Annotated in this window: 16 protein-coding genes; 7 read left to right on the top strand and 9 right to left on the bottom strand. The window is 35.6% G+C overall.

Annotation, left to right across the window (positions count from 1 at the left end; all coding sequences use genetic code 11):
* The first annotated feature begins 163 nt into the window (after positions 1-163).
* Entirely contained in the window at positions 164-2,257 is a 2,094-nt protein-coding gene (locus ACH2CJ_RS10170) for a prolyl oligopeptidase family protein (RefSeq protein WP_394992605.1), read from the top strand.
* Between the two features lie 97 nt (positions 2,258-2,354).
* Here the strand turns inward: ACH2CJ_RS10170 and ACH2CJ_RS10165 are convergent, their stop codons facing one another.
* The 4 genes from ACH2CJ_RS10165 to ACH2CJ_RS10150 form a co-directional block, all read right to left on the bottom strand.
* Complete coding sequence (locus ACH2CJ_RS10165) at positions 2,355-3,602, bottom strand: alpha/beta hydrolase family protein (protein ID WP_394992603.1); 1,248 nt, start codon at positions 3,600-3,602, stop codon at positions 2,355-2,357.
* 69 nt (positions 3,603-3,671) lie between these two features.
* Positions 3,672-5,930 carry a DUF5916 domain-containing protein gene (locus ACH2CJ_RS10160; RefSeq protein ID WP_394992602.1) on the bottom strand — a complete coding sequence of 753 codons (2,259 nt, stop codon included), beginning with the start codon at positions 5,928-5,930 and terminating at the stop codon, positions 3,672-3,674.
* A gap of 451 nt (positions 5,931-6,381) precedes the next feature.
* Entirely contained in the window at positions 6,382-7,638 is a 1,257-nt protein-coding gene (locus ACH2CJ_RS10155) for a sialidase family protein (protein WP_394992600.1), read from the bottom strand.
* Positions 7,639-7,827: 189 nt separating this feature from the next.
* Complete coding sequence (locus tag ACH2CJ_RS10150) at positions 7,828-9,201, bottom strand: aminopeptidase P family protein (protein ID WP_394992598.1); 1,374 nt, start codon at positions 9,199-9,201, stop codon at positions 7,828-7,830.
* Positions 9,202-9,343: 142 nt separating this feature from the next.
* Between ACH2CJ_RS10150 and ACH2CJ_RS10145 the strand changes: the two genes are divergently transcribed.
* Complete coding sequence (locus ACH2CJ_RS10145; protein WP_394992597.1) at positions 9,344-9,544, top strand: dodecin family protein; 201 nt, start codon at positions 9,344-9,346, stop codon at positions 9,542-9,544.
* A gap of 294 nt (positions 9,545-9,838) precedes the next feature.
* Complete coding sequence (locus ACH2CJ_RS10140; protein ID WP_394992596.1) at positions 9,839-10,345, top strand: GbsR/MarR family transcriptional regulator; 507 nt, start codon at positions 9,839-9,841, stop codon at positions 10,343-10,345.
* 175 nt (positions 10,346-10,520) lie between these two features.
* Here ACH2CJ_RS10140 and ACH2CJ_RS10135 read toward each other — a convergent pair whose 3' ends face one another.
* Positions 10,521-10,673, bottom strand: coding sequence for a hypothetical protein (locus ACH2CJ_RS10135; protein WP_394992594.1), 153 nt, complete (start codon positions 10,671-10,673; stop codon positions 10,521-10,523).
* Positions 10,674-10,675: 2 nt separating this feature from the next.
* Entirely contained in the window at positions 10,676-11,194 is a 519-nt protein-coding gene (locus ACH2CJ_RS10130) for a SixA phosphatase family protein (RefSeq protein ID WP_394992592.1), read from the bottom strand.
* A 208-nt stretch (positions 11,195-11,402) separates the two neighbouring features.
* On the opposite strand from ACH2CJ_RS10130, the gene ACH2CJ_RS10125 reads away from it, so the two are divergent.
* The gene (locus ACH2CJ_RS10125; RefSeq protein WP_394992590.1) at positions 11,403-12,275 is read left to right on the top strand and encodes a bestrophin family protein; all 873 of its coding nucleotides are present in this window, start codon (positions 11,403-11,405) and stop codon (positions 12,273-12,275) included.
* Positions 12,276-12,366: 91 nt separating this feature from the next.
* Complete coding sequence (locus ACH2CJ_RS10120) at positions 12,367-13,815, top strand: S41 family peptidase (protein ID WP_394992588.1); 1,449 nt, start codon at positions 12,367-12,369, stop codon at positions 13,813-13,815.
* Positions 13,816-13,960: 145 nt separating this feature from the next.
* On the opposite strand, the gene ACH2CJ_RS10115 is transcribed toward ACH2CJ_RS10120, so the two are convergent.
* On the bottom strand, positions 13,961-14,914 hold the full coding sequence (locus tag ACH2CJ_RS10115) for a hypothetical protein (protein ID WP_394992587.1): 954 nt from the start codon (positions 14,912-14,914) through the stop codon (positions 13,961-13,963).
* Positions 14,915-15,153: 239 nt separating this feature from the next.
* On the opposite strand from ACH2CJ_RS10115, the gene ACH2CJ_RS10110 reads away from it, so the two are divergent.
* Positions 15,154-16,176, top strand: coding sequence for a hypothetical protein (locus ACH2CJ_RS10110; RefSeq protein ID WP_394992585.1), 1,023 nt, complete (start codon positions 15,154-15,156; stop codon positions 16,174-16,176).
* Here the strand turns inward: ACH2CJ_RS10110 and ACH2CJ_RS10105 are convergent.
* Positions 16,173-16,544, bottom strand: coding sequence for a DUF423 domain-containing protein (locus ACH2CJ_RS10105; protein WP_394992583.1), 372 nt, complete (start codon positions 16,542-16,544; stop codon positions 16,173-16,175). The two genes, ACH2CJ_RS10110 and ACH2CJ_RS10105, sit on opposite strands and share 4 nt — an antisense overlap.
* Before the next feature lie 113 nt (positions 16,545-16,657).
* On the opposite strand from ACH2CJ_RS10105, the gene ygiD reads away from it, so the two are divergent.
* Positions 16,658-17,482, top strand: coding sequence for a 4,5-DOPA dioxygenase extradiol (gene ygiD, locus ACH2CJ_RS10100; protein WP_394992581.1), 825 nt, complete (start codon positions 16,658-16,660; stop codon positions 17,480-17,482).
* Positions 17,483-17,694: 212 nt separating this feature from the next.
* Here ygiD and ACH2CJ_RS10095 read toward each other — a convergent pair whose 3' ends face one another.
* A complete protein-coding gene (locus tag ACH2CJ_RS10095; protein ID WP_394992579.1) occupies positions 17,695-18,234 on the bottom strand; it encodes a hypothetical protein in 540 nt (179 codons plus the stop codon).
* Positions 18,235-18,351: the final 117 nt, after the last annotated feature.

Below are 18,351 nucleotides of genomic sequence, written 5' to 3'. Positions count from 1 at the left end.
GTTTTTTTTTACCGAAAGATTCGCTAAGTTAATAAAACTCTCTCATTTTGTAATAACCTTATGGTGATAAGTCTTGTTTACATATTTAGCACTTTTTATCTCTTAACCATTCGTTCAGACGTACCATTAGCCCCTTTGTAAAACCTTAAAATCATCTCAAACTATGAAAAAAGTATTCATTTTTCTTTTACTTCCTATTTTAGCAATGGCTCAGTACAATTATCCAACAACAAAAAAAATCGACCACACCGATAATTATCATGGCACCGCAGTAGCCGACCCATATCGTTGGCTTGAAGACGACCGTTCGGCGGAAACGGCAGAATGGGTAAAACAACAAAATGTTGTTACGAACACTTATTTAGAAAAAATTCCTTATCGAGCCGATTTACAGAAAAGATTAGAGAAAATCTTTAATTATGCCAAATACTCCTCTCCTTCACGCAAAGGTGAATGGTTTTATTACTATAAAAATGATGGTTTACAAAACCAATCGGTACTTTATCGCCAAAAAGGATTAACTGGTACACCCGAATTAGTTATTGACCCAAACAAACTTTCGACCGATGGAACGACACGATTAGTGCAATTTGTATTGTCGAAAGATGGAAAATATAGTGCAATGGCTCTTTCAAAAGGCGGGTCTGATTGGCAAGATATTGTGATTATGGACTTGGCAACCAAGCAAAATTTGAGCGAAAAACTCGAATGGGTGAAAGTTTCGGGTATTTCGTGGCAAGGCAATGGCTTTTATTATAGTCGTTATCCGAAACCTGATGGCAGTGCTTTGGCAGCCAAAAATGAAAACCACCAAGTGTTTTTTCATAAAGTAGGCAGTAGTCAAGAATCCGACGAACTGGTGTTTGAAGACAAAGCAAATCCACAACGTTTCAATGGTGTTTACACGACCGAAGATGAGAAGTTTTCTTTCTTAAATATCAGCGACAGAGGTAAAGGCAAAGATGGTAATGCACTGTATTTCAGGGAGTTGGGTCAAAAAGAATTTAAGTCAATCGTTTCCGAAATTACAGATTTTAGTTACGGTGTAATTGACAATGTTGGACAAGCTTTTTTAATCAAAACCAACAAAAACGCTCCCAACGATAAAGTAGAAAAATATGATATTGCAACTGGAAAATGGACATGTATTCTACCCGAAAAACCTGAGCCTTTGCAAGGTGTTGGTACTGCTGGCGGAAAAATGTTTGCTACTTATTTGAAAGATGTTACCACTCGTGCATACGTCTATGATTTGAATGGAAAACTCGAAAATGAAGTGCAATTACCAAGCTTAGGCTCGGCTGGTGGCTTTGGTGGTGAAAGTGACGATAAATTTATATTCTATACATTCAGTACTTTTAACTACCCTCCTACTATTTTCAGATACGATATTGCTACTAAGAAAAGTAGCGTTTTTCGGTCACCAGAGGTTGATTTTAAAGCCACCGATTTTGAGACGAAGCAAATATTTTATACAAGCAAAGACGGCACAAAAATTCCGATGTTTATTGTTTATAAAAAAGGATTGAAACTTGATGGACAAAACCCAACTTTGTTGTACGGCTACGGTGGATTTAATATAAATATGAATCCTGCATTTAGTCCGCTGTTGATTCCATTTTTGGAGCAAGGAGGCGTTTATGCTTCGGCAAATTTGCGTGGGGGTGGCGAATATGGCGAAAAATGGCACGAACAAGGCATGAAACTCAAAAAACAGAACGTTTTCGATGATTTTATTGCGGCAGGAGAATATTTGATTGCTCAAAAATATTGCGACAATGCTCATTTGGCTCTTCGTGGTGGCTCAAATGGTGGACTATTGGTTGGTGCAGTTATCAACCAAAGACCTGATTTAGCAAAAGTTGCTATTCCACAAGTAGGCGTAATGGATATGTTGCGTTTCCAGAAATTTACGATTGGTTGGAATTGGATTGCCGATTATGGCACGTCAGATAATGCAGAGGAGTTTAAGTCACAATATGCATATTCGCCATTGCATAATATCAAAGAAGGAATCAATTATCCTGCAACGCTCATCACAACTGCCGACCATGATGATAGAGTTGTGCCTGCTCACTCGTTTAAATATGCAGCAACTTTACAAGAAAAAGGGGCAAAAAGCAGCAAAAACCCTTTATTGATTAGAATTGATACCAACTCTGGTCACGGAGCAAGTAATACCAAGAAAAATCTCGAATCAACGGCAGATATTTACGCCTTTATTTGGTGGAATATGGGTTTTGTGCCGAAGTTCTAAAGTGAAATATAGAACGCAGAATATTATGCTTTTATGATAAATTCAAAATCATACATCATCATAAAAATCCGCTAAATCTGCGTTCTATTTTTATCTTTCACCTCACAACCTCCGCAGCAAATTTCAAATATTGTTCCCAATCGTAGACTGTCATGTTGTGTTTTCCTGAGCGATAATGATAGCGAATATGCGAGCCAATTGGCTGGTCAACAGGCGGTCTGGCTTCTTCAGCAAAAGTTTTTTTGCTATACAATTGATACACGGGTTTGGCATTTTTGAGCGATAAAAACTCGCCCGTTGGGTCAGACCATTGGTCTTCTTCGGCACTCGATATGTAGATGGGACGTGGAGCAATCAAAGCAACTAATTGGTGTTGGTCAATAGGCAATGCATTTACATTTTGGTTGTATGTTTTGAATTTATCGCTAAACCAATGAGGAAATTTTGTATTGATAATCTCCACCGTTTCGCCATACCAACGCCTTGCCAAAGCCGCTCCACCTTCACCCGACTCATTCGAGATATAGGCAGCAAAGCGAGTATCTTGAGCGGCTGCCCAAAAAGCCGCTTTTCCTAACCTCGAATGTCCGACTACAATTGCTTTTTTGCCATCAATATCTTTGTCGCTCTGCACATAATCCAACATTCTGCTTAGTCCCCAAGCCCAAGCTCCCATTGCTCCCCAAGTATTTGTATCTCGGCTGCCAATTACGCCTCTGAGACTCGTTTTCCAACCTTCGGCATAATCGGGTTCGATATCGCCACAATAGGCAGTTGCTACGGCAAATCCTGCCGAAATTATCTTTTCAAAAGGCCAAGTTTCTATGCCTGCAGTGCCTCTCGAGCCTTCTAATGCTTGGTGGTTTTTTACTCTCGTAGAATCTTTTTTGTATTCGAGCATCCAATTTTTTGTAATCGGAATATCGGTATCAAGAATTAAAGAATGATTTCCTTCAAAATTTAAACCCATAAAAATGGGTGGATTTTTGACTCCTTTTGGCACATAAAGCAAAATATTAATCGGACTCAGAGTCGGGTAATCATCAAAGAAAATAGAAATCTGTTTCTGAATCGCTTTGCCTCCGAAAACATCTTTCGTCTTGGTTACTACAAAATGTTGCTTAAAAGTCAATTTTGGCGTAGTTCCATAAACATTCTCTGCAAATAATTTCAATAAAGCAGGGCGATTGGCTTCCCATTGCTTTACAGTTCTTATTTTTTGTCCATCGACCGCCGTCGTTACATCGGGTAAAGTATATGGTGGTATTTTCGACTCGTCATAATTAATTGCTTGAGCGAAAGAGAGGTTTGAAACCAGTGAAAATGCGATTGTTAAGTTTTTCATAGAAGAACAAAGGTCGAGTGCTAAGGTTGAACAAAGCTAATTATTCATATTTCAAAAGCCACATTTTATTTATAAATTCAGCCAGTAAGTAACTTTTGCCAGAATCGCTCTATTTTTAGGCATCCAAGATTCTGAATTATAATTATCGGTATAAACCAAGAAAAAATCAGACACAGGAGCAAAACGCCATTGAAGACGAGAATTGACATTAAGGTTTTTGAACTGACTATTATACTGCACGAATGTTGTCCAAAAAATGCTTTTCGTGAATGTCAAATCCAGTTTTGGGCCAACCAAATATACCTGATTTTTCCCTGTCGAAAGTTTGAGGTTATTATAACTAAAATTAACCGACAAAAAACCATAAGGCTGAAAACGATAAGAAGCATTTCCGACTAAACTCACGATATTTCCATCAAAATACTGCCCGATGAGGGGCTGAAAAAAGATAGCAAGTTTTTTTCGTTGGTCTGAAACATAATTTGCCGAGAAATTATAGTACGTATAACTCGACCCTTTTTTAAGCGATGGAAGCGATTTATTGCTACGCAAAGCATCAAAATTATTAAAAAGATAAGTATAATTTTGATTGATTGTCATTAAAAAATTGGAGGAGTTTTGGAAACCTAACAACAAAAATGGTCCAGCTTGGCGGTCGGTTACGCCCAAACCTGGCTGATTAAATTGGTCATAAGCCACACCATAACTCACACGATTGATGACATGACCATTTGGAAAATGATTAAAGCCAATCGTTGGATTAATATGAAAAAAGTTCTTTCTCGGCACAAAACCCACTTCGGCATCGAAGCCCTTCCCTACCCAATCATGCGACCATTTGGCAATGAATTTTTTGACACTATAATTGAGCATAAAACCATGAGCAAACTTTTCATCAACTATAATCGGACTAAAAACTTGGTGATAAAACACCTTTCCACTCCAACGATTATCTTTTGAAGCTAAATTATATTCCAAACCCGCCACCCGATTATAAGCATGAATACCTTGAGCAAGCTCTTTACCCAAAACTTGTTTATTAGCAAAAATAAAAGCAACATTTGAGCGACCAAATACTTTTCGTTGCAAAGCAGCCACCGAATAATTCATACTTGGCGTACCTTTAAAATCGTCGGCAGCGGTTTGAGTATTTAGCAAACCTACTCGCCAATTATCGTCAATTTTTCCACTGATTCTTGCACCGTATAAAATTCGATTCTGCACATTTGTTCCTGTTGCAGTATCAAGACTAATTCCGATTTGTCGAGAGAAAAATGGACTAACAAGCTGGTTTCCAGCTCCTGGTCCGAGTGTGCCAGAGGGTGGCACAAAGGGATTCGTGTTATAGCTACCAAAACCCGTAAAAAGGTCTGAATTTTCCAAGAAAAACTGTCTTTGTTCGGGAAAATTAACATCAAAACGTGTCAAATTTACTACTTGGCGGTCAGCTTCAACATTTGAAAAATCAGGATTTACAGTTAAATCCAAGTTCAAACCAGAGGTAATTCCTATTTTGGCATCTCCACCAAAGTTTATTTTATTTCCTGCGGCGAGGTTTTTCAGATTTTCAAAATCATGGGTACTTCCAGCCGATAAATACGGAATCAATGAAATATTTGCCCCTGATTTTTTTAGTGGTTTTTCAAAAGCAATTGGCATCGAATAACCCAAATTCATGAGAATTTGATTTCGTGGAATCCTCACCAAAGTTGACTGTTCATTGGATTGCGTATCAAAGCGATAAGCCTTAAAATTCCACTGTGTGCTTCCTTCTTTAAAACGTAACGTTGTGAGAGGAATCGCTAACTCACAAATCCAATAACCATCATACATTTTTGAGACCCCATTCCATTTGTTGTCCCAAAACATATTAAGATACTCATTTGTCGTACCGCCATTATACAACAAAGCCTCACGCATTACTCCGTAAGGATTCATTCCAAACAGAAAACTATTGGTTTTGTCATTGAAAGTATCGAACACAAAACTTATATTATCATTTCCGCCCGCTCTAAAGTCACGACGAAAGGAAGGTGTAATGTAAACATTACCTGGTGAATACATTTTAGCACCTATATAAATATTTTTCTCGTCATAGGTCAATAAAACCTCGGTTTGATATTTTGCTTTAACGCTATCTTTCGGAAAAAACTCCCAAAAAGTAGGTAATTTTTCGGCATTTTGCCATGCTTGTTCATCTAAAATGCCATCAAGTTTAATTTTTTCTGAGGTATTTTTAACTAACAACGGAAGATTTTCGGAATTTACTTGAGCGATATTATCCTGAAAAATAAATAAGAAAACGAAAAAAAAGAGAAATCTTTGCATATCAAACAGTTTGTTGAGATTTAACACAAAATTAATTGTTTTAAGGGATGTTGTAAGAAAAAAAGTACCAATAGTTTGTGATAAATTTTTCATTTAGCGACTCAAATTTTTCGAGAAATAATGAACTATTTAAGAGAAATTTGAGGAAAGAAAATAAGGAATTTAGTGCAAAATATGGAACCGCTACGGCGAACCGTTTTATTTTTTACAATATCCGTTAAAAAAAGAGGAAATTAAATGATTTTTTGGCATCCTTCATTTTATAGTTTACACTTTTTTTTTGTCATTCTGACTGGGTATACCCGAAAGAAACCGTTAGTAAGTTGCTGGAAAAAGCACTCAAATGTAGCAAAAAGAACTTTTTTCGATGCAAACGGATTCTTCCAGAATGACATTTTGAGATTGTAAAGTGTCAACTACTTTTTAGGCAAAATGAAAGATGCCGATTTTTTTATAGATTAATCGTACTGATTTTTATTGTATTTCTATTATTGGCTTGCTTCACTTCATAAGCCACAAGTGCTTGATTATGCTGTTCGACTTCTATACTTAGTGCTACCAAATTTGTTGCATTTGATGAGCCATCAAGCCAAATAGTTTCAGAAACTTTTCCGTTAGTTATTTTTCTGTAAGCAATTTTAGAAACATTATTTTCGCCAGTATTTTGCTCCCACAGCATCAAAGATGAAGTTTTTGAATCAATCAAATAAGGGTTTTTTGCTGAGGCATCTGACAAAACAAAAAGCTGTTTGCCTTCTTTTGTAACCAATCTGATGCCTGTTTCTTTTTCGGTGCCAGAAAACCACGCAAATAATGCACTTTTACCAAAGGTACTCGAAACAGCCCCACTGTGCGGACAACCATTGATTTTCCATTTATCGTCATGCAAAATCTGTGATTTTGAGAATGTTACGGCATTATCTGTCGAAGTCATTTTTGCCATATCTCTGATGTCGTCATTATTATCACGGTAAACGACATTCAAAGCACCGTCGGCATCAATCAGCATATTTATTGGGCAACAATCACACACCACAGGGTCAATAATTCTTTCGGGCAAAAAAGCCCCATTTTTTGTAATTACCAGGCGTAAATTTCTTTCCTCATGTTTGGCACTATTTTCTACATCTTTCAAATAAACAACTGCAATTTCATCATTCGACATCACAACGGCATTAAAAAAACCACGCATAATGCCTTGTTTTGGGTCAGCATCTACCGAAATAGGAGCAGTCCAAGTAGAGCCTGCATCTTTCGATACACAATAAACGATATTTGCCGAGCGTCCACCGCCACGTCCACCTTGGGGAGCATCTGATTTTAGAAAAACAGCAATCAAACTTCCATCTTTTTTAGCAAGCACTTTGGCACGCATCATGCGACTGTTTGCGATGCCATTTCCTGAAAAAATTATTTTCTTATCAGCGAAAGTTTTGCCTTTGTCTTTTGAAAAAGCAAGGCAAAACAAAGTCATTCCTTTAGCATCTTTTTCTGTCCACGAAAGCATTACTTCACCTTTGGGTGTTTGGGCAAGCAAAGGCATCGAATATGCTTTGGTAGAGTCGTCAGGAGTATTTTCTGCGAAATCCTCAACTATTGAATGGCAAATCGTGATGTTCGAAGTTGAAGTATTTTTTTCTGTTTTATCATTAAAATAAGCTAAAATGAATACCAAAATAAGATGAAATGAGATGATTAATTTTGTCATAATTTTAAATAGGTCTAATATTAAATGTTATCAATCGCAAATATATAAGCTAATTTCATTTCATTAATAATGAATATATAATTCCTGCTATTTTCTCGACAAATTGACTTGTTTGATATATTTATTCCCAAATTAAAAATTGATGCTACAGCCGTTGTCTGTGAGGACACAGACAACGGCTCTATAATCTCACCCTCTCAAAGCCTCCACTTCCTCAACGGTCTTCGGAATTGGGTTTCCTAAAGTTTTGCTACCTGTTGGTGTAATCAAGCAATTATCTTCAATTCTGACTCCTCCAAAATCTCGGTAAGTATCTAATTTTGAATAATTTATAAAGTTTATAAACTTATTTTCTGATTTCCATTTATCAATTAATTCAGGAATAAAATAAATGCCAGGCTCAACTGTCAGTACAAATCCTGCTTCCAATTCCTTCGCCATTCGGAGCGATTTCAAGCCTAATTGTGTGCTTCGTTCTAAACCTTCTCGATACCCTACATATTTTTCACCCAAATCTTCCATATCATGCACATCAAGTCCAATGGCGTGACCCAAACCATGCGGCATAAAAAGCCCTTGTACTCCTTCGGCGAGCATTTCGTCTACGTTTCCATTCAGAAAACCTAAATCCCTCATGCCTTCAAGCATAATTTTATTAGCCAAAAGATGAATCTCTCGGTACTGAATACCTGGTCTGAGAGCTACAATCGACTCTGTTTCCATTTTCAAGACCAAATTGTAAATCTCTTTTTGTTTTTCAGTAAAACCCTTACTTACTGGAATCGTACGAGTAATATCTCCCGCATAAAACATCGCATTTTCGGCTCCAGAATCATTAATAACCAATCGCCCATCGGTCAAAGTATTGCCATGATAATGATTGTGCAAAGTTTGTCCGTTGATACTAAATATAGTTCCATACGCCAAATTCCCACCGCCTTCCAAAGCTTTTGCGTGTATCGCCGCTACGATTTCGTATTCTTTTTTACCAGCCTTAGTTTTTTGCATTGCTTCGATGTGCATTTCACGAGTAATATTTACGGCGTGTTCCATCTGCACAATTTCCTCATCAGATTTTATCGAACGCAAAGCCACAATCGCTTTTATGAGTTCAACCGAGGCCTTTTCTTTCAATTGTGAAGTTGGAATATTTAGCCACTCGCTCATCATAATCATATTATCGAAGCGATACGGAGGCGTAAAATGCACTTTTGAGGCTTTTTTGAGTCTTTCGGGCAATTTATTTGGTTCTTCGGTGCGATAAACGCCCACTCTGCGAGCTTGTTCGGCAAGCGTTGGCTGAGGCCCAACCCAAATAATATCGTCCATCGAAAATTCATGTCCGAAGATAATTTCTTCGCCCGAATCTATATCAATAACGGCTGAAATTCCTGCGTGACTAATGCCAAAGAAATATAAAAAATTACTATCCTGACGATAACGATAGGTATTATCGTGGTAATTCATGGGAGCCTCTTCGTTACCCATGATTAAAATGACACCACTTCCTACGCTACGCTTGAGGGCACTTCGTCTTTCGATATAAGTTTGAGCTGAAAACATTATTTGTTAAGGTTTATATGCCACGAAATAAGTAAAAGAAATTGAATCTATAGCTACAAAAATGACATTTAAGTAAAAATGCGTTACTTTTTGATAAAAAAATCGTAAAATTTGTAATTTCAACATAAATCCAAGAAAGATCATGGTCTTAAAAGTTATCGAAATTTTGGCAAGTTCTCCAAAGAGTTGGGAAGATGCCGCCGCAAATGCAGTAAGTGAAGCCTCAAAATCAGTGAGAGGTATCCGCTCTATTAACATCAGCAATCAGAGTGCAATTGTTGAAGATGGAACAATAGTTGAGTACAGAATCAACTGTAAAATCTCGTTTGAAATAGAACGTTAATAGGTAAAACACTCATCAAAAAGCCTTGAAATTTGTCACTATTTCAAGGCTTTTTGAATTTTCAAGGCTATTCAAATCTTTTTTAACAGTTTTTTTTTTCAGTACAAAAAAATGCTTACATCTGTAAACAACTATTAATCAAATAGTTACATTTTGCACTTCTTTTATAAATTCTAAAAAAATATTTTATAAAAAACTTTCAGAATATTTTGAAAATTCAAAAAGGTTATTTTACTTTGGGGTACAAATACGCTTGCGTGCCACTATATAAAAGTAAAAATAAAGATGTTAGTAATGGAATTAAAAGAAGCAAAAGATAAGTTTATCCATACGTGGGGTACGCTTGCCACTCAGTGGGGTATTAACCGCACGATGGCACAGATACACGCATTGCTATTGCTTTCGCCTAAGAGTATGAATGCCGATGAAATTATGGCTGACTTGCAAATTTCGAGGGGAAATGTAAACATGAACTTGCGAGATTTGATGGATTGGGGCTTGATTTACAAACAACTCCTTCCTGGCGAACGTAAGGAGTATTTCATAGCTGAGAAAGACATTTGGAAAGTTGCCAAGCAAATTGCTAAAGAACGACGACGAAGAGAAATTACACCACTGATTGATGCAATGGAAGAATTGAAAGAAGCAATTAAGCCTGACACAGCAGAAAAAGAAGAATTCTTAAAAATTGTAAATGAAATTAGTAAAGTAAGCGTATTTTCCGATTCGACACTCACTGCATTGATAAAGTCAGAAGAAAACTGGTTGATAAATAACTTTGTGAAGATTTTTAATAAGTAGTGCCCATGATTCTTGCGGATCATGGTTTTTTGGAGTTTTTGGGGTCGTGCAGTAATTTTCTCAAAGATAGAAAATTACTGCATTTTTTTATTTAGGGTTTAAAAAAATATATTGTGGAAATAGCAAAAAACCATCTAATTTACTGATAGTAGCGATTTTACATTTTAGTCATACATTACAAAGCTCTCTCCAACTGCTTTTTCTTATTCCATGGGGCAGTGGTTTGACGAGATAAATCGTAAAGAAAATAAATCACAATTGCCAAGAAAATAAAAATTATTATCCTAAAAATTGTACGATTTCGATTATCAGAAGTATTCTTTGACATTTTTAATCGTTTTGCGAATTAATAGCTTTGGGAGAATAATGGGATATAAATTCTCCCATATTATTTGAAATCTCTGACCATTTTACATCTTCAAATGCTAAAATAATGACCGCCGAGGTGTCCATTGTTCCACCAATATCAGCTCGAGTCAGGTATTCTGAGAAAAAGGTCACATCAGGATTATGCCCAAAAATCGCAACGTTAGTTATAGTTTCATCTAATTGATTGACCGCCGCTAAATATATTCTTGGACCTCCACCATACATATTTTCGTCTAACACAATTGCATCAGCTTCGTAGTGCAATTGCTCTGCAAAAATCTTAGCAGTTGATTTCGCACGTTCGGCTGTACTGCTCACAATCAAATCAAACTTGGTGTTTTTTTCTGCTAAAAACTTCCCCATCCGAGCCGCTTCAATAATACCAGTTGAGGTAAGATCTCGGTCAAAATCTCGAAACATGGGCGAATTTCCACCGTCTTCGGCAGCAGCATGACGAATTAAGTAAAGGTTTTTTTTCATACATTCTATGGTTTTTGCACGAAGATACAAGCATTATGCCAAAAATACTTGATTTTTTTTGAAAAAATATCGTGTTAAAAGAAATCAACTGATTATCAACCAATCTTATTATTGCCTATATTATTTTTTTGAAAAAAGCCTATCTTTGCCATTCGATTTACAACTGACTAAACCCTCGGCGATTTAAAAATCGTCCCATATAAATCTTATGATTGATTATAACCCTCATAATTGGTGGAAGTTTATTTTTTACTTCCACAAAGCCGATACCTTTCGCAAACTTTTGCCTGCCATGCTTGGTTTAGCTGCTTATACGGCAATATTTGCTTATGTTGAAAACAATATTTTGCATTATGTTCCAATCAAAAATCCGTTAACAATTCATTCATTGATAGGCTTTGTACTATCATTATTATTGGTTTTTCGAACAAATACAGCTTATGACCGATGGTGGGAAGGTAGAAAAATTTGGGGGAGCTTTACTAATAATTCCCGAAATTTTGCATTGAAACTTGATGCTTTTCTGCCCCAACAACATGAAGCTAAAGAGACTCTCAGGATTTTGATTGGGAATTATGTGCAAGCTGTAAAAGACCATCTCAGAGGAAGAATAAATGCCCATACTTTAGAGCAAACTACTATTTATAATGAAGCGTATTATGCTGGCATTAAGCATATTCCGAATAGAATTGGGCAAGCTATGTACCGAGAAATTAATAAACTACACAAAGAAGGTATAATCAATGCCGAGCAATTGATTATTTTGAATAACGAATTGTCGTCTTTTGCCGATAATCTTGGGGCTTGCGAGCGAATAAAAAACACGCCAATTCCTGTTTCTTATAACATTTTTATTAAAAAAATGATTTTTATATATGTCTTTACAATGCCACTTACTGTGGTTTTGGATTTTAAATTTTGGTCAATCCCGATTGTCACTTTGGTATTTTATGCTTTTGCGGGTATCGAAATTATGGCAGAAGAAATAGAAGAACCTTTCGGCACAGATAATAACGATTTGGCATTAGATACGATTGTAAAAAACATAAAAGCAAATTTGGTAGAGATCCTAAATGGGTAACATTTCAATAAAAAATACTGAAATATAACATTTTACAAAACTAAACGTTTATATTTTACGTTTTTATACGTATAAATTAAGAGAGCTAAATATGAAAAATTTAAGAATTGTAGTATTCACACTGTTCGTATCATGGATTTTTGTTGCTTGTAAAAAAGAAACATTAAACCCAACAACAACAACTAAAACTACCACTAATTCAACTACCACAAATCCCAACGAAGCTGCCAATAGTTGGGTTTATGATCAAATGAAAGAATGGTATCTTTGGTCTGATTTATTGCCCGAAAAATCCAAAACCAATTTGACATTAGTTACAGGAAAAGATGGAGATGATGATATTAAAAAATATTATTTTTACTCAATACTAAACGACTATCCAAATATTGATCGTTTTTCATGGATTCGTGAAAATGTAACTGATCTTACAAACTCATTAAGTGGCATAAGTACCGCATTTGGTTTTTCACGAACAGCAGTTTATTTGGATAATACGCAAACTGATATTGTATTTTTTATTTCAAATGTTACGCTAGATAGTCCAGCCGCTAAAGCCGGAATAAAGAGGGGTGACATTATTTTGACTGTCAATGGCACTCAAATTAATAAAGATAATTATACAACAATAATTGCCAATAATGAAACTGCGACATTTGGTCTTGGTGAATTGAAAAATGGAGCATTCGTTTTATCAGGAAAAACACTAAAAGCTACGAAAGCAGTAGTTCAAACCGACCCAGTACATTTTTGGAAAGTGATTGAAAAAGGCGATAAAAAGATAGGCTATTTGGTTTATACTTCGTTTTTGGCTGCTTATGATACTAAATTAAAAACTGTTTTTGGCGAATTAAAATCAAAAGGAGTGAATGAATTGGTATTAGATTTAAGAATGAATGGTGGTGGCTCAATTGCTTCTGCTGATTTACTTTCATCGCTCATTGTAAAAAACTTAAATACCAATAATGTTATTCACCAAGATGAATGGAATGCAAACGTAGCAAAAAAGTATCCCAGTGTAGTTAATCCAACCAAATTTAGTAATCAGCCCAATAATTTGGGTATGCTTAATCGCCTTGTTGTGCTTACTTCAAATGGCACAGCTTCGGCAAGTGAGTTGATAATCAATAGTTTACGACCTTACATGGACGTAATTATTATCGGACAAAACACTTATGGAAAAAATGTGGGTTCAATCACCATCAAAGATGACAACAACCCTGCCCGTTGGACATGGGGATTCCAACCAATTGTGTTGAAAACAAACAACTCTAAAGGAGAATCGAACTACGGAACTAAATCAGGTTTTACGCCCAATTACGTTGTTTCGGATAATATTTACCCTTTCAAAGATTGGGGTGATGAGTCGGAAACTTTACTAAAGAGAGCATTGGAAGTAATTACTGGAGTGGCAATTCCAGTCGAAGCATCGGCCAATGCCAAACGCTCATTCCGACAATTAGAAACCCAAATATTGCAGCTTCATGAATCAGAAAATCCTGAAGAAAACCGCAAGGATATGTTTGTAAAATTGCCGAAATAACTATCAGTAATATTTTGCAATTAACAGTTTTCGGTTCACAAATTTATGGCTTATGAGTTTCGTAAACCATCGATTTGCATAAAAGGAAAAGCCCTTGCAGCAATACTGCAAGGGCTTTTCCTTTTATTTTTACTGAAAACTTCTATTATTTCACATCAAAAGTACCACGACCAATGCTGAATCCTTCTGAATAAAGCTCAATTATATATTTCCCTTTTGTGTAGTTGGCACCACGAGAATAAATAAAGTCAACATTTTGACCAGAATTATCATATGTTACTGATTGTTTTGCAGTATAAACCATTTCTTTACCGCCAAACATAAACGCACCTGAGCCAGTTGCCATGTCAGAAATGGCATTGCCCTGTGGGTCAAGCATACGCATATAAATCACTTTATCTTCTTTCTTGGTTAATGGGTTTTCCAATAATTTGAAAGAGATTTTAACTTTTTCTACACGTTTGGCTTTATATTCGCCACCTTCACGTTCTTTACCACGAGAATTGATAGCATTTACATTCACATTCATTGCTTTCAAGGCTGCGGCAAGCGTTACTTTTTCAGCCAATGCTTTGTTCTTAACACTCGTCGAATAAACCGAATCAGCAAGGGCTTGCTTGTCAGTTTTTAAAACTGATACATCGGTTTTGAGATTAGTATTTTCGCTACCCAATGTTTTCACTTCAGTACTCAATTGAGCATTTTCTTCTCTCAGTTTTGCAATTTCTACATCTTTTGCAGTCAAAGCCGCTTCGTAGCCTTTAATTTTAGTTTCATAATCTCTAATGCTTACATTTTTAGAGTTTACTAAATTTTTCTTATCTTTCTCTAATTGTGCTTTCAACGCCTCTAAGTCTTCTACTTGACCACCTAAAGATGAAATTTCTGCTATTTTAGCATCTAATTGAGCCGAAATTGAGTCAAGTTTAGTATTTGTAATAAGTAGCTCCTTTGTTTTTGATGTAATATCAACATTTTTAGCATCAATATCTTGACGAGCATTAAAATAAAGGAAGCCGAAAAGGGCTGCTAAAGCACACGCCAGTACGAGTCCAGCTGTCATTGCCGTATTACTTCTTCTTTCTTGCATCTGTTCCATGGGAATCTTAATTATTTTAGAATTAATAGTTTAGGTTTATTAACGGCAAAGTTAGTTTTTTATTGAATGTTTTTACATAAAACAATAAAAACTTATGTATTTTTTTTCGTAAAATTCTAAAGGAATGACTACTTTGCATGGAGTTCTAATTGTTTTTTCTTGCTTTATGTTTAATAGCTTAAAAATTGCATTTTTAAGCTCAGCTACACTCAATTAGCATATTTGTAATCGGAAATGTAATGGCTCTTATCACGAAAAAGAAAATACCGTTTAAAATTTCACCTCGCTTGCGTAAATACCTTAGCAAATATGGTCGAGAGAAGGATTTGCCCATTAAATATAGCGATTTGCTTCGTTATGACAATGCGTTTCCGCTTTATGACAAAAAAGGGAAAGATACTCTTTGGGAAACTGTGATGTATCCGCAAGGCGATTTACACGAAATTTATGAAGCTCTCAAAATTCTATATGCCGACCTCAAAACCGATGGAGACGCATCTGTCATCAAACATTTGGTTGTTGATAGAGTCGATACTTGTACCTATGCCAATACTCGCCCTTTTCGCATCAGAATTGTCAATAAAATAAACGACAATCACGATTATTTTTATATCAAACAAGCCGATGCTTCACGAATTTATGGGCTTGAGTTGGAGCATCTGCTTTCTCCCAACGTCATAAGTTATTGTACGCACGAAGATACTTTGGTTGAGGAGCACATTGCGGGTATTCCTGCCGACCAATTTATGAATAACCACTTGAATGATATCAACTTAAATCCTATTCGTTTGGCAAAAGAGTTTATTAAATTCAACGAAAGATGCTTTGTAAGATTATTGGGAGATATGCACTCGTCAAATTTTGTAATTATTATTACGCCCGATTTTGAAGATTTTCATTATCGACTACGTGCCATTGATTTCGACCAACAATCTTATGAAGCAAGTAAGTCGGTGTATATGCCTCAGTTTTTCAAACAAAATAACCCCTTGATTCAGATGGGAATGCAATCGCTCACTCCCGAATCAGTAAATCAATACCAAGCTGAAGAACGAACATTAATCGCTAATCGATTAAGAGAAGAGAAAGGCAGAATACATGATTTGATTGAAACCATGAAAAAAGATACACTTTCACTTCCTTACAACCTTGAAAGCCTGAAAAAAGATTTGGCTCGACATTATGATAACACACTCTTTTTAGACTGCCAAAACATGGGAGAAGTGGTAGAATTAAGTTTAAAGTTGGTTTTGGCACATTAACGCTTCAAAACTGTCCAAAATAGCAACAACCAAGCTACAACCAATAATGTACCGCCAATCGGTGCAATTGCTCCGAATGTGGTTATTCCTGTAAAACAAATCAGATATAATGAGCCGCTAAAAATCAAGGTTCCCACTAAAAAACAATAGCCACTATAATTTAAGGTTTTGGCAGTAAACTCTTTTGCCAAAATACCCACCAAAACCAATGCTAAAGCATGGTAAAATTGATATCTGACAGCTGTTTCAAAAGTTTCAAATCGCCCACTCGCCACGAGCATCGGCTTGAGAGCATGAGCTCCAAACGCACCAACCATTACACCAATTGCTCCTAAAAGCGAGCCCGCTTGCAAAAAAAAATTATTCATTTTAGATGGAGTTTAAAATTGAGCCATGAAGTTAGATAAAAAAATAATTCTTGTGGAACTCTATTCAATATAATTTAGTTGTATAAACATATAATGTAATTGTATATATTAAAATGAACTTACACGAACTAAAAAATATATCAGATAATTTTCCGAAATCTAATAAAATGCCTGTTGTGTTTATTGGGCATGGGAGTCCGATGAATGCACTTGCCGATAATGCTTTTACTGATAGTTTAGCTTTGTTGGGTAAAAACATCGAACGCCCCAAAGCGATTTTGGTAATTTCAGCTCATTGGCTGACGATGAATAAAACGTATGTTTCGGTGAATCCATTTCCGAAAACTATTTATGATTTTGGTGGTTTTCCTGAGGAATTATACAAAGTAAAATATGAGCCGAAAGGTTCGCCTGAATTTGCCAAAGAAGTAATCAGTGAAGTAAAATCAATCGGGATTTTGGAAGAACACCAAATGGGACTCGACCACGGTGCATGGTCGGTGCTTCGCCATATTTATCCTGCTGCCGATATTCCTACTTTTCAGATGAGTATTGATTATTCAAAACCAGCTCAATATCACTTTGAATTGGCAAAAGAATTGCAAAACCTTAGAAATAAGGGCGTTTTGATACTTTCAAGTGGTAATATTGTGCATAATCTCCGACAATTACGCTGGAACGAAACGAACCCTAAACCTTTCGATTGGGCAGTAGAATTTGATGCAATTGTAGCAAATAAACTCAATGAAGGTAAATTTGCCGACTTGGCTGATTTCAAGACTTTTGGTAATATTAGTTCATTGGCTCATCCTTCTATTGACCATTATTTACCGATGGTTTATAGCGTTGGTTTGATTAACCCAAAAGAAGAAATAAAATATACTTATGAAGGTCTCGAAATGGGAAGTATTAGTATGCGATGTTTTCAGGCTGGGTGAGTTTTGATTTGAAAATGTTTACCTATAAACCATTGATAATCCACTGATTTTGTTCCGTTTTCTGTTTTGTATTAAATTCTTAGGTTTGCTCAAGTCCAATTCCGTAAGAGTCCCTTTTAGGAGACTCTTACGGAACGGAAAAAAGATATTATTTAGCTTTACGACTTATTGCAAATTTGAAGTTTAAGAAAAGTTTGTAGTAAATACCAAATTTAACTTATTGTCCATTTTCCCATTTCAGATACGAGCATACTATAAAAATTACTGAGGGGAATATGGTAAGTGAAGCCTATTTCAGAATCCCCTTTTTGGTAAAAGTTCAATGATTCAACAAGTAATTCCCTCAATTTTGCATTTTTTGAAGAATCTCTTAATTCTGGAAATAGAAAAAGTATTCTATATTCTAAAACATTATAACCATAAAGTACTTTTTTTATGCTATCTATATGCTTTGGATTTTCACTCCAGTGTAAAAGGTTTTTATCCATTACTTCTTTAAAGTGTTTAAGTTCTTCATGCTTTAAGCTCATAAGAGCGATTTTTTTACTTGTTTCTAAATTTGTGTTATTATTTTCATCTGTAATTTTTTGGATTGTTAAGGTTAACATCACAAATACACATATATTTATGATTGCTAAAATTGGATTTAAAACACCACTAAAATAATCACCGAATTGAGCCCATACTGCAATATCATTTGATATATTTTGTTTGTGAAAATTAATTAAGAAAAATATTATTGCTGAAACCAATAAACCTGTAGAAACTCCTATTAATGCGAATTTTGCGATAAAATCTTAGATAAGTACAATTTTATTTAAATCATTTTTATCAAGTTTGCATATATAATTTGGCATAGAAGGGAATGA

It is taken from the genome of Emticicia sp. (genome assembly GCF_043780375.1).
GTDB lineage: Bacteria > Bacteroidota > Bacteroidia > Cytophagales > Spirosomataceae > Emticicia.
This window is presented reverse-complemented; position numbering and strand designations above follow the sequence as displayed.

What these genes read in the sequence shown, in the direction of transcription:
- ACH2CJ_RS10170 (WP_394992605.1), top strand. Translation starts at nt 164, where the DNA reads ATGAAAAAAGTATTCATTTTTCTTTTACTTCCTATTTTAGCAATGGCT.
- ACH2CJ_RS10165 (WP_394992603.1), bottom strand. Translation starts at nt 3,602, where the DNA reads ATGAAAAACTTAACAATCGCATTTTCACTGGTTTCAAACCTCTCTTTC.
- ACH2CJ_RS10160 (WP_394992602.1), bottom strand. Translation starts at nt 5,930, where the DNA reads ATGCAAAGATTTCTCTTTTTTTTCGTTTTCTTATTTATTTTTCAGGAT.
- ACH2CJ_RS10155 (WP_394992600.1), bottom strand. Translation starts at nt 7,638, where the DNA reads ATGACAAAATTAATCATCTCATTTCATCTTATTTTGGTATTCATTTTA.
- ACH2CJ_RS10150 (WP_394992598.1), bottom strand. Translation starts at nt 9,201, where the DNA reads ATGTTTTCAGCTCAAACTTATATCGAAAGACGAAGTGCCCTCAAGCGT.
- ACH2CJ_RS10145 (WP_394992597.1), top strand. Translation starts at nt 9,344, where the DNA reads ATGGTCTTAAAAGTTATCGAAATTTTGGCAAGTTCTCCAAAGAGTTGG.
- ACH2CJ_RS10140 (WP_394992596.1), top strand. Translation starts at nt 9,839, where the DNA reads ATGGAATTAAAAGAAGCAAAAGATAAGTTTATCCATACGTGGGGTACG.
- ACH2CJ_RS10135 (WP_394992594.1), bottom strand. Translation starts at nt 10,673, where the DNA reads ATGTCAAAGAATACTTCTGATAATCGAAATCGTACAATTTTTAGGATA.
- ACH2CJ_RS10130 (WP_394992592.1), bottom strand. Translation starts at nt 11,194, where the DNA reads ATGAAAAAAAACCTTTACTTAATTCGTCATGCTGCTGCCGAAGACGGT.
- ACH2CJ_RS10125 (WP_394992590.1), top strand. Translation starts at nt 11,403, where the DNA reads ATGATTGATTATAACCCTCATAATTGGTGGAAGTTTATTTTTTACTTC.
- ACH2CJ_RS10120 (WP_394992588.1), top strand. Translation starts at nt 12,367, where the DNA reads ATGAAAAATTTAAGAATTGTAGTATTCACACTGTTCGTATCATGGATT.
- ACH2CJ_RS10115 (WP_394992587.1), bottom strand. Translation starts at nt 14,914, where the DNA reads ATGGAACAGATGCAAGAAAGAAGAAGTAATACGGCAATGACAGCTGGA.
- ACH2CJ_RS10110 (WP_394992585.1), top strand. Translation starts at nt 15,154, where the DNA reads ATGGCTCTTATCACGAAAAAGAAAATACCGTTTAAAATTTCACCTCGC.
- ACH2CJ_RS10105 (WP_394992583.1), bottom strand. Translation starts at nt 16,544, where the DNA reads ATGAATAATTTTTTTTTGCAAGCGGGCTCGCTTTTAGGAGCAATTGGT.
- ygiD (WP_394992581.1), top strand. Translation starts at nt 16,658, where the DNA reads ATGAACTTACACGAACTAAAAAATATATCAGATAATTTTCCGAAATCT.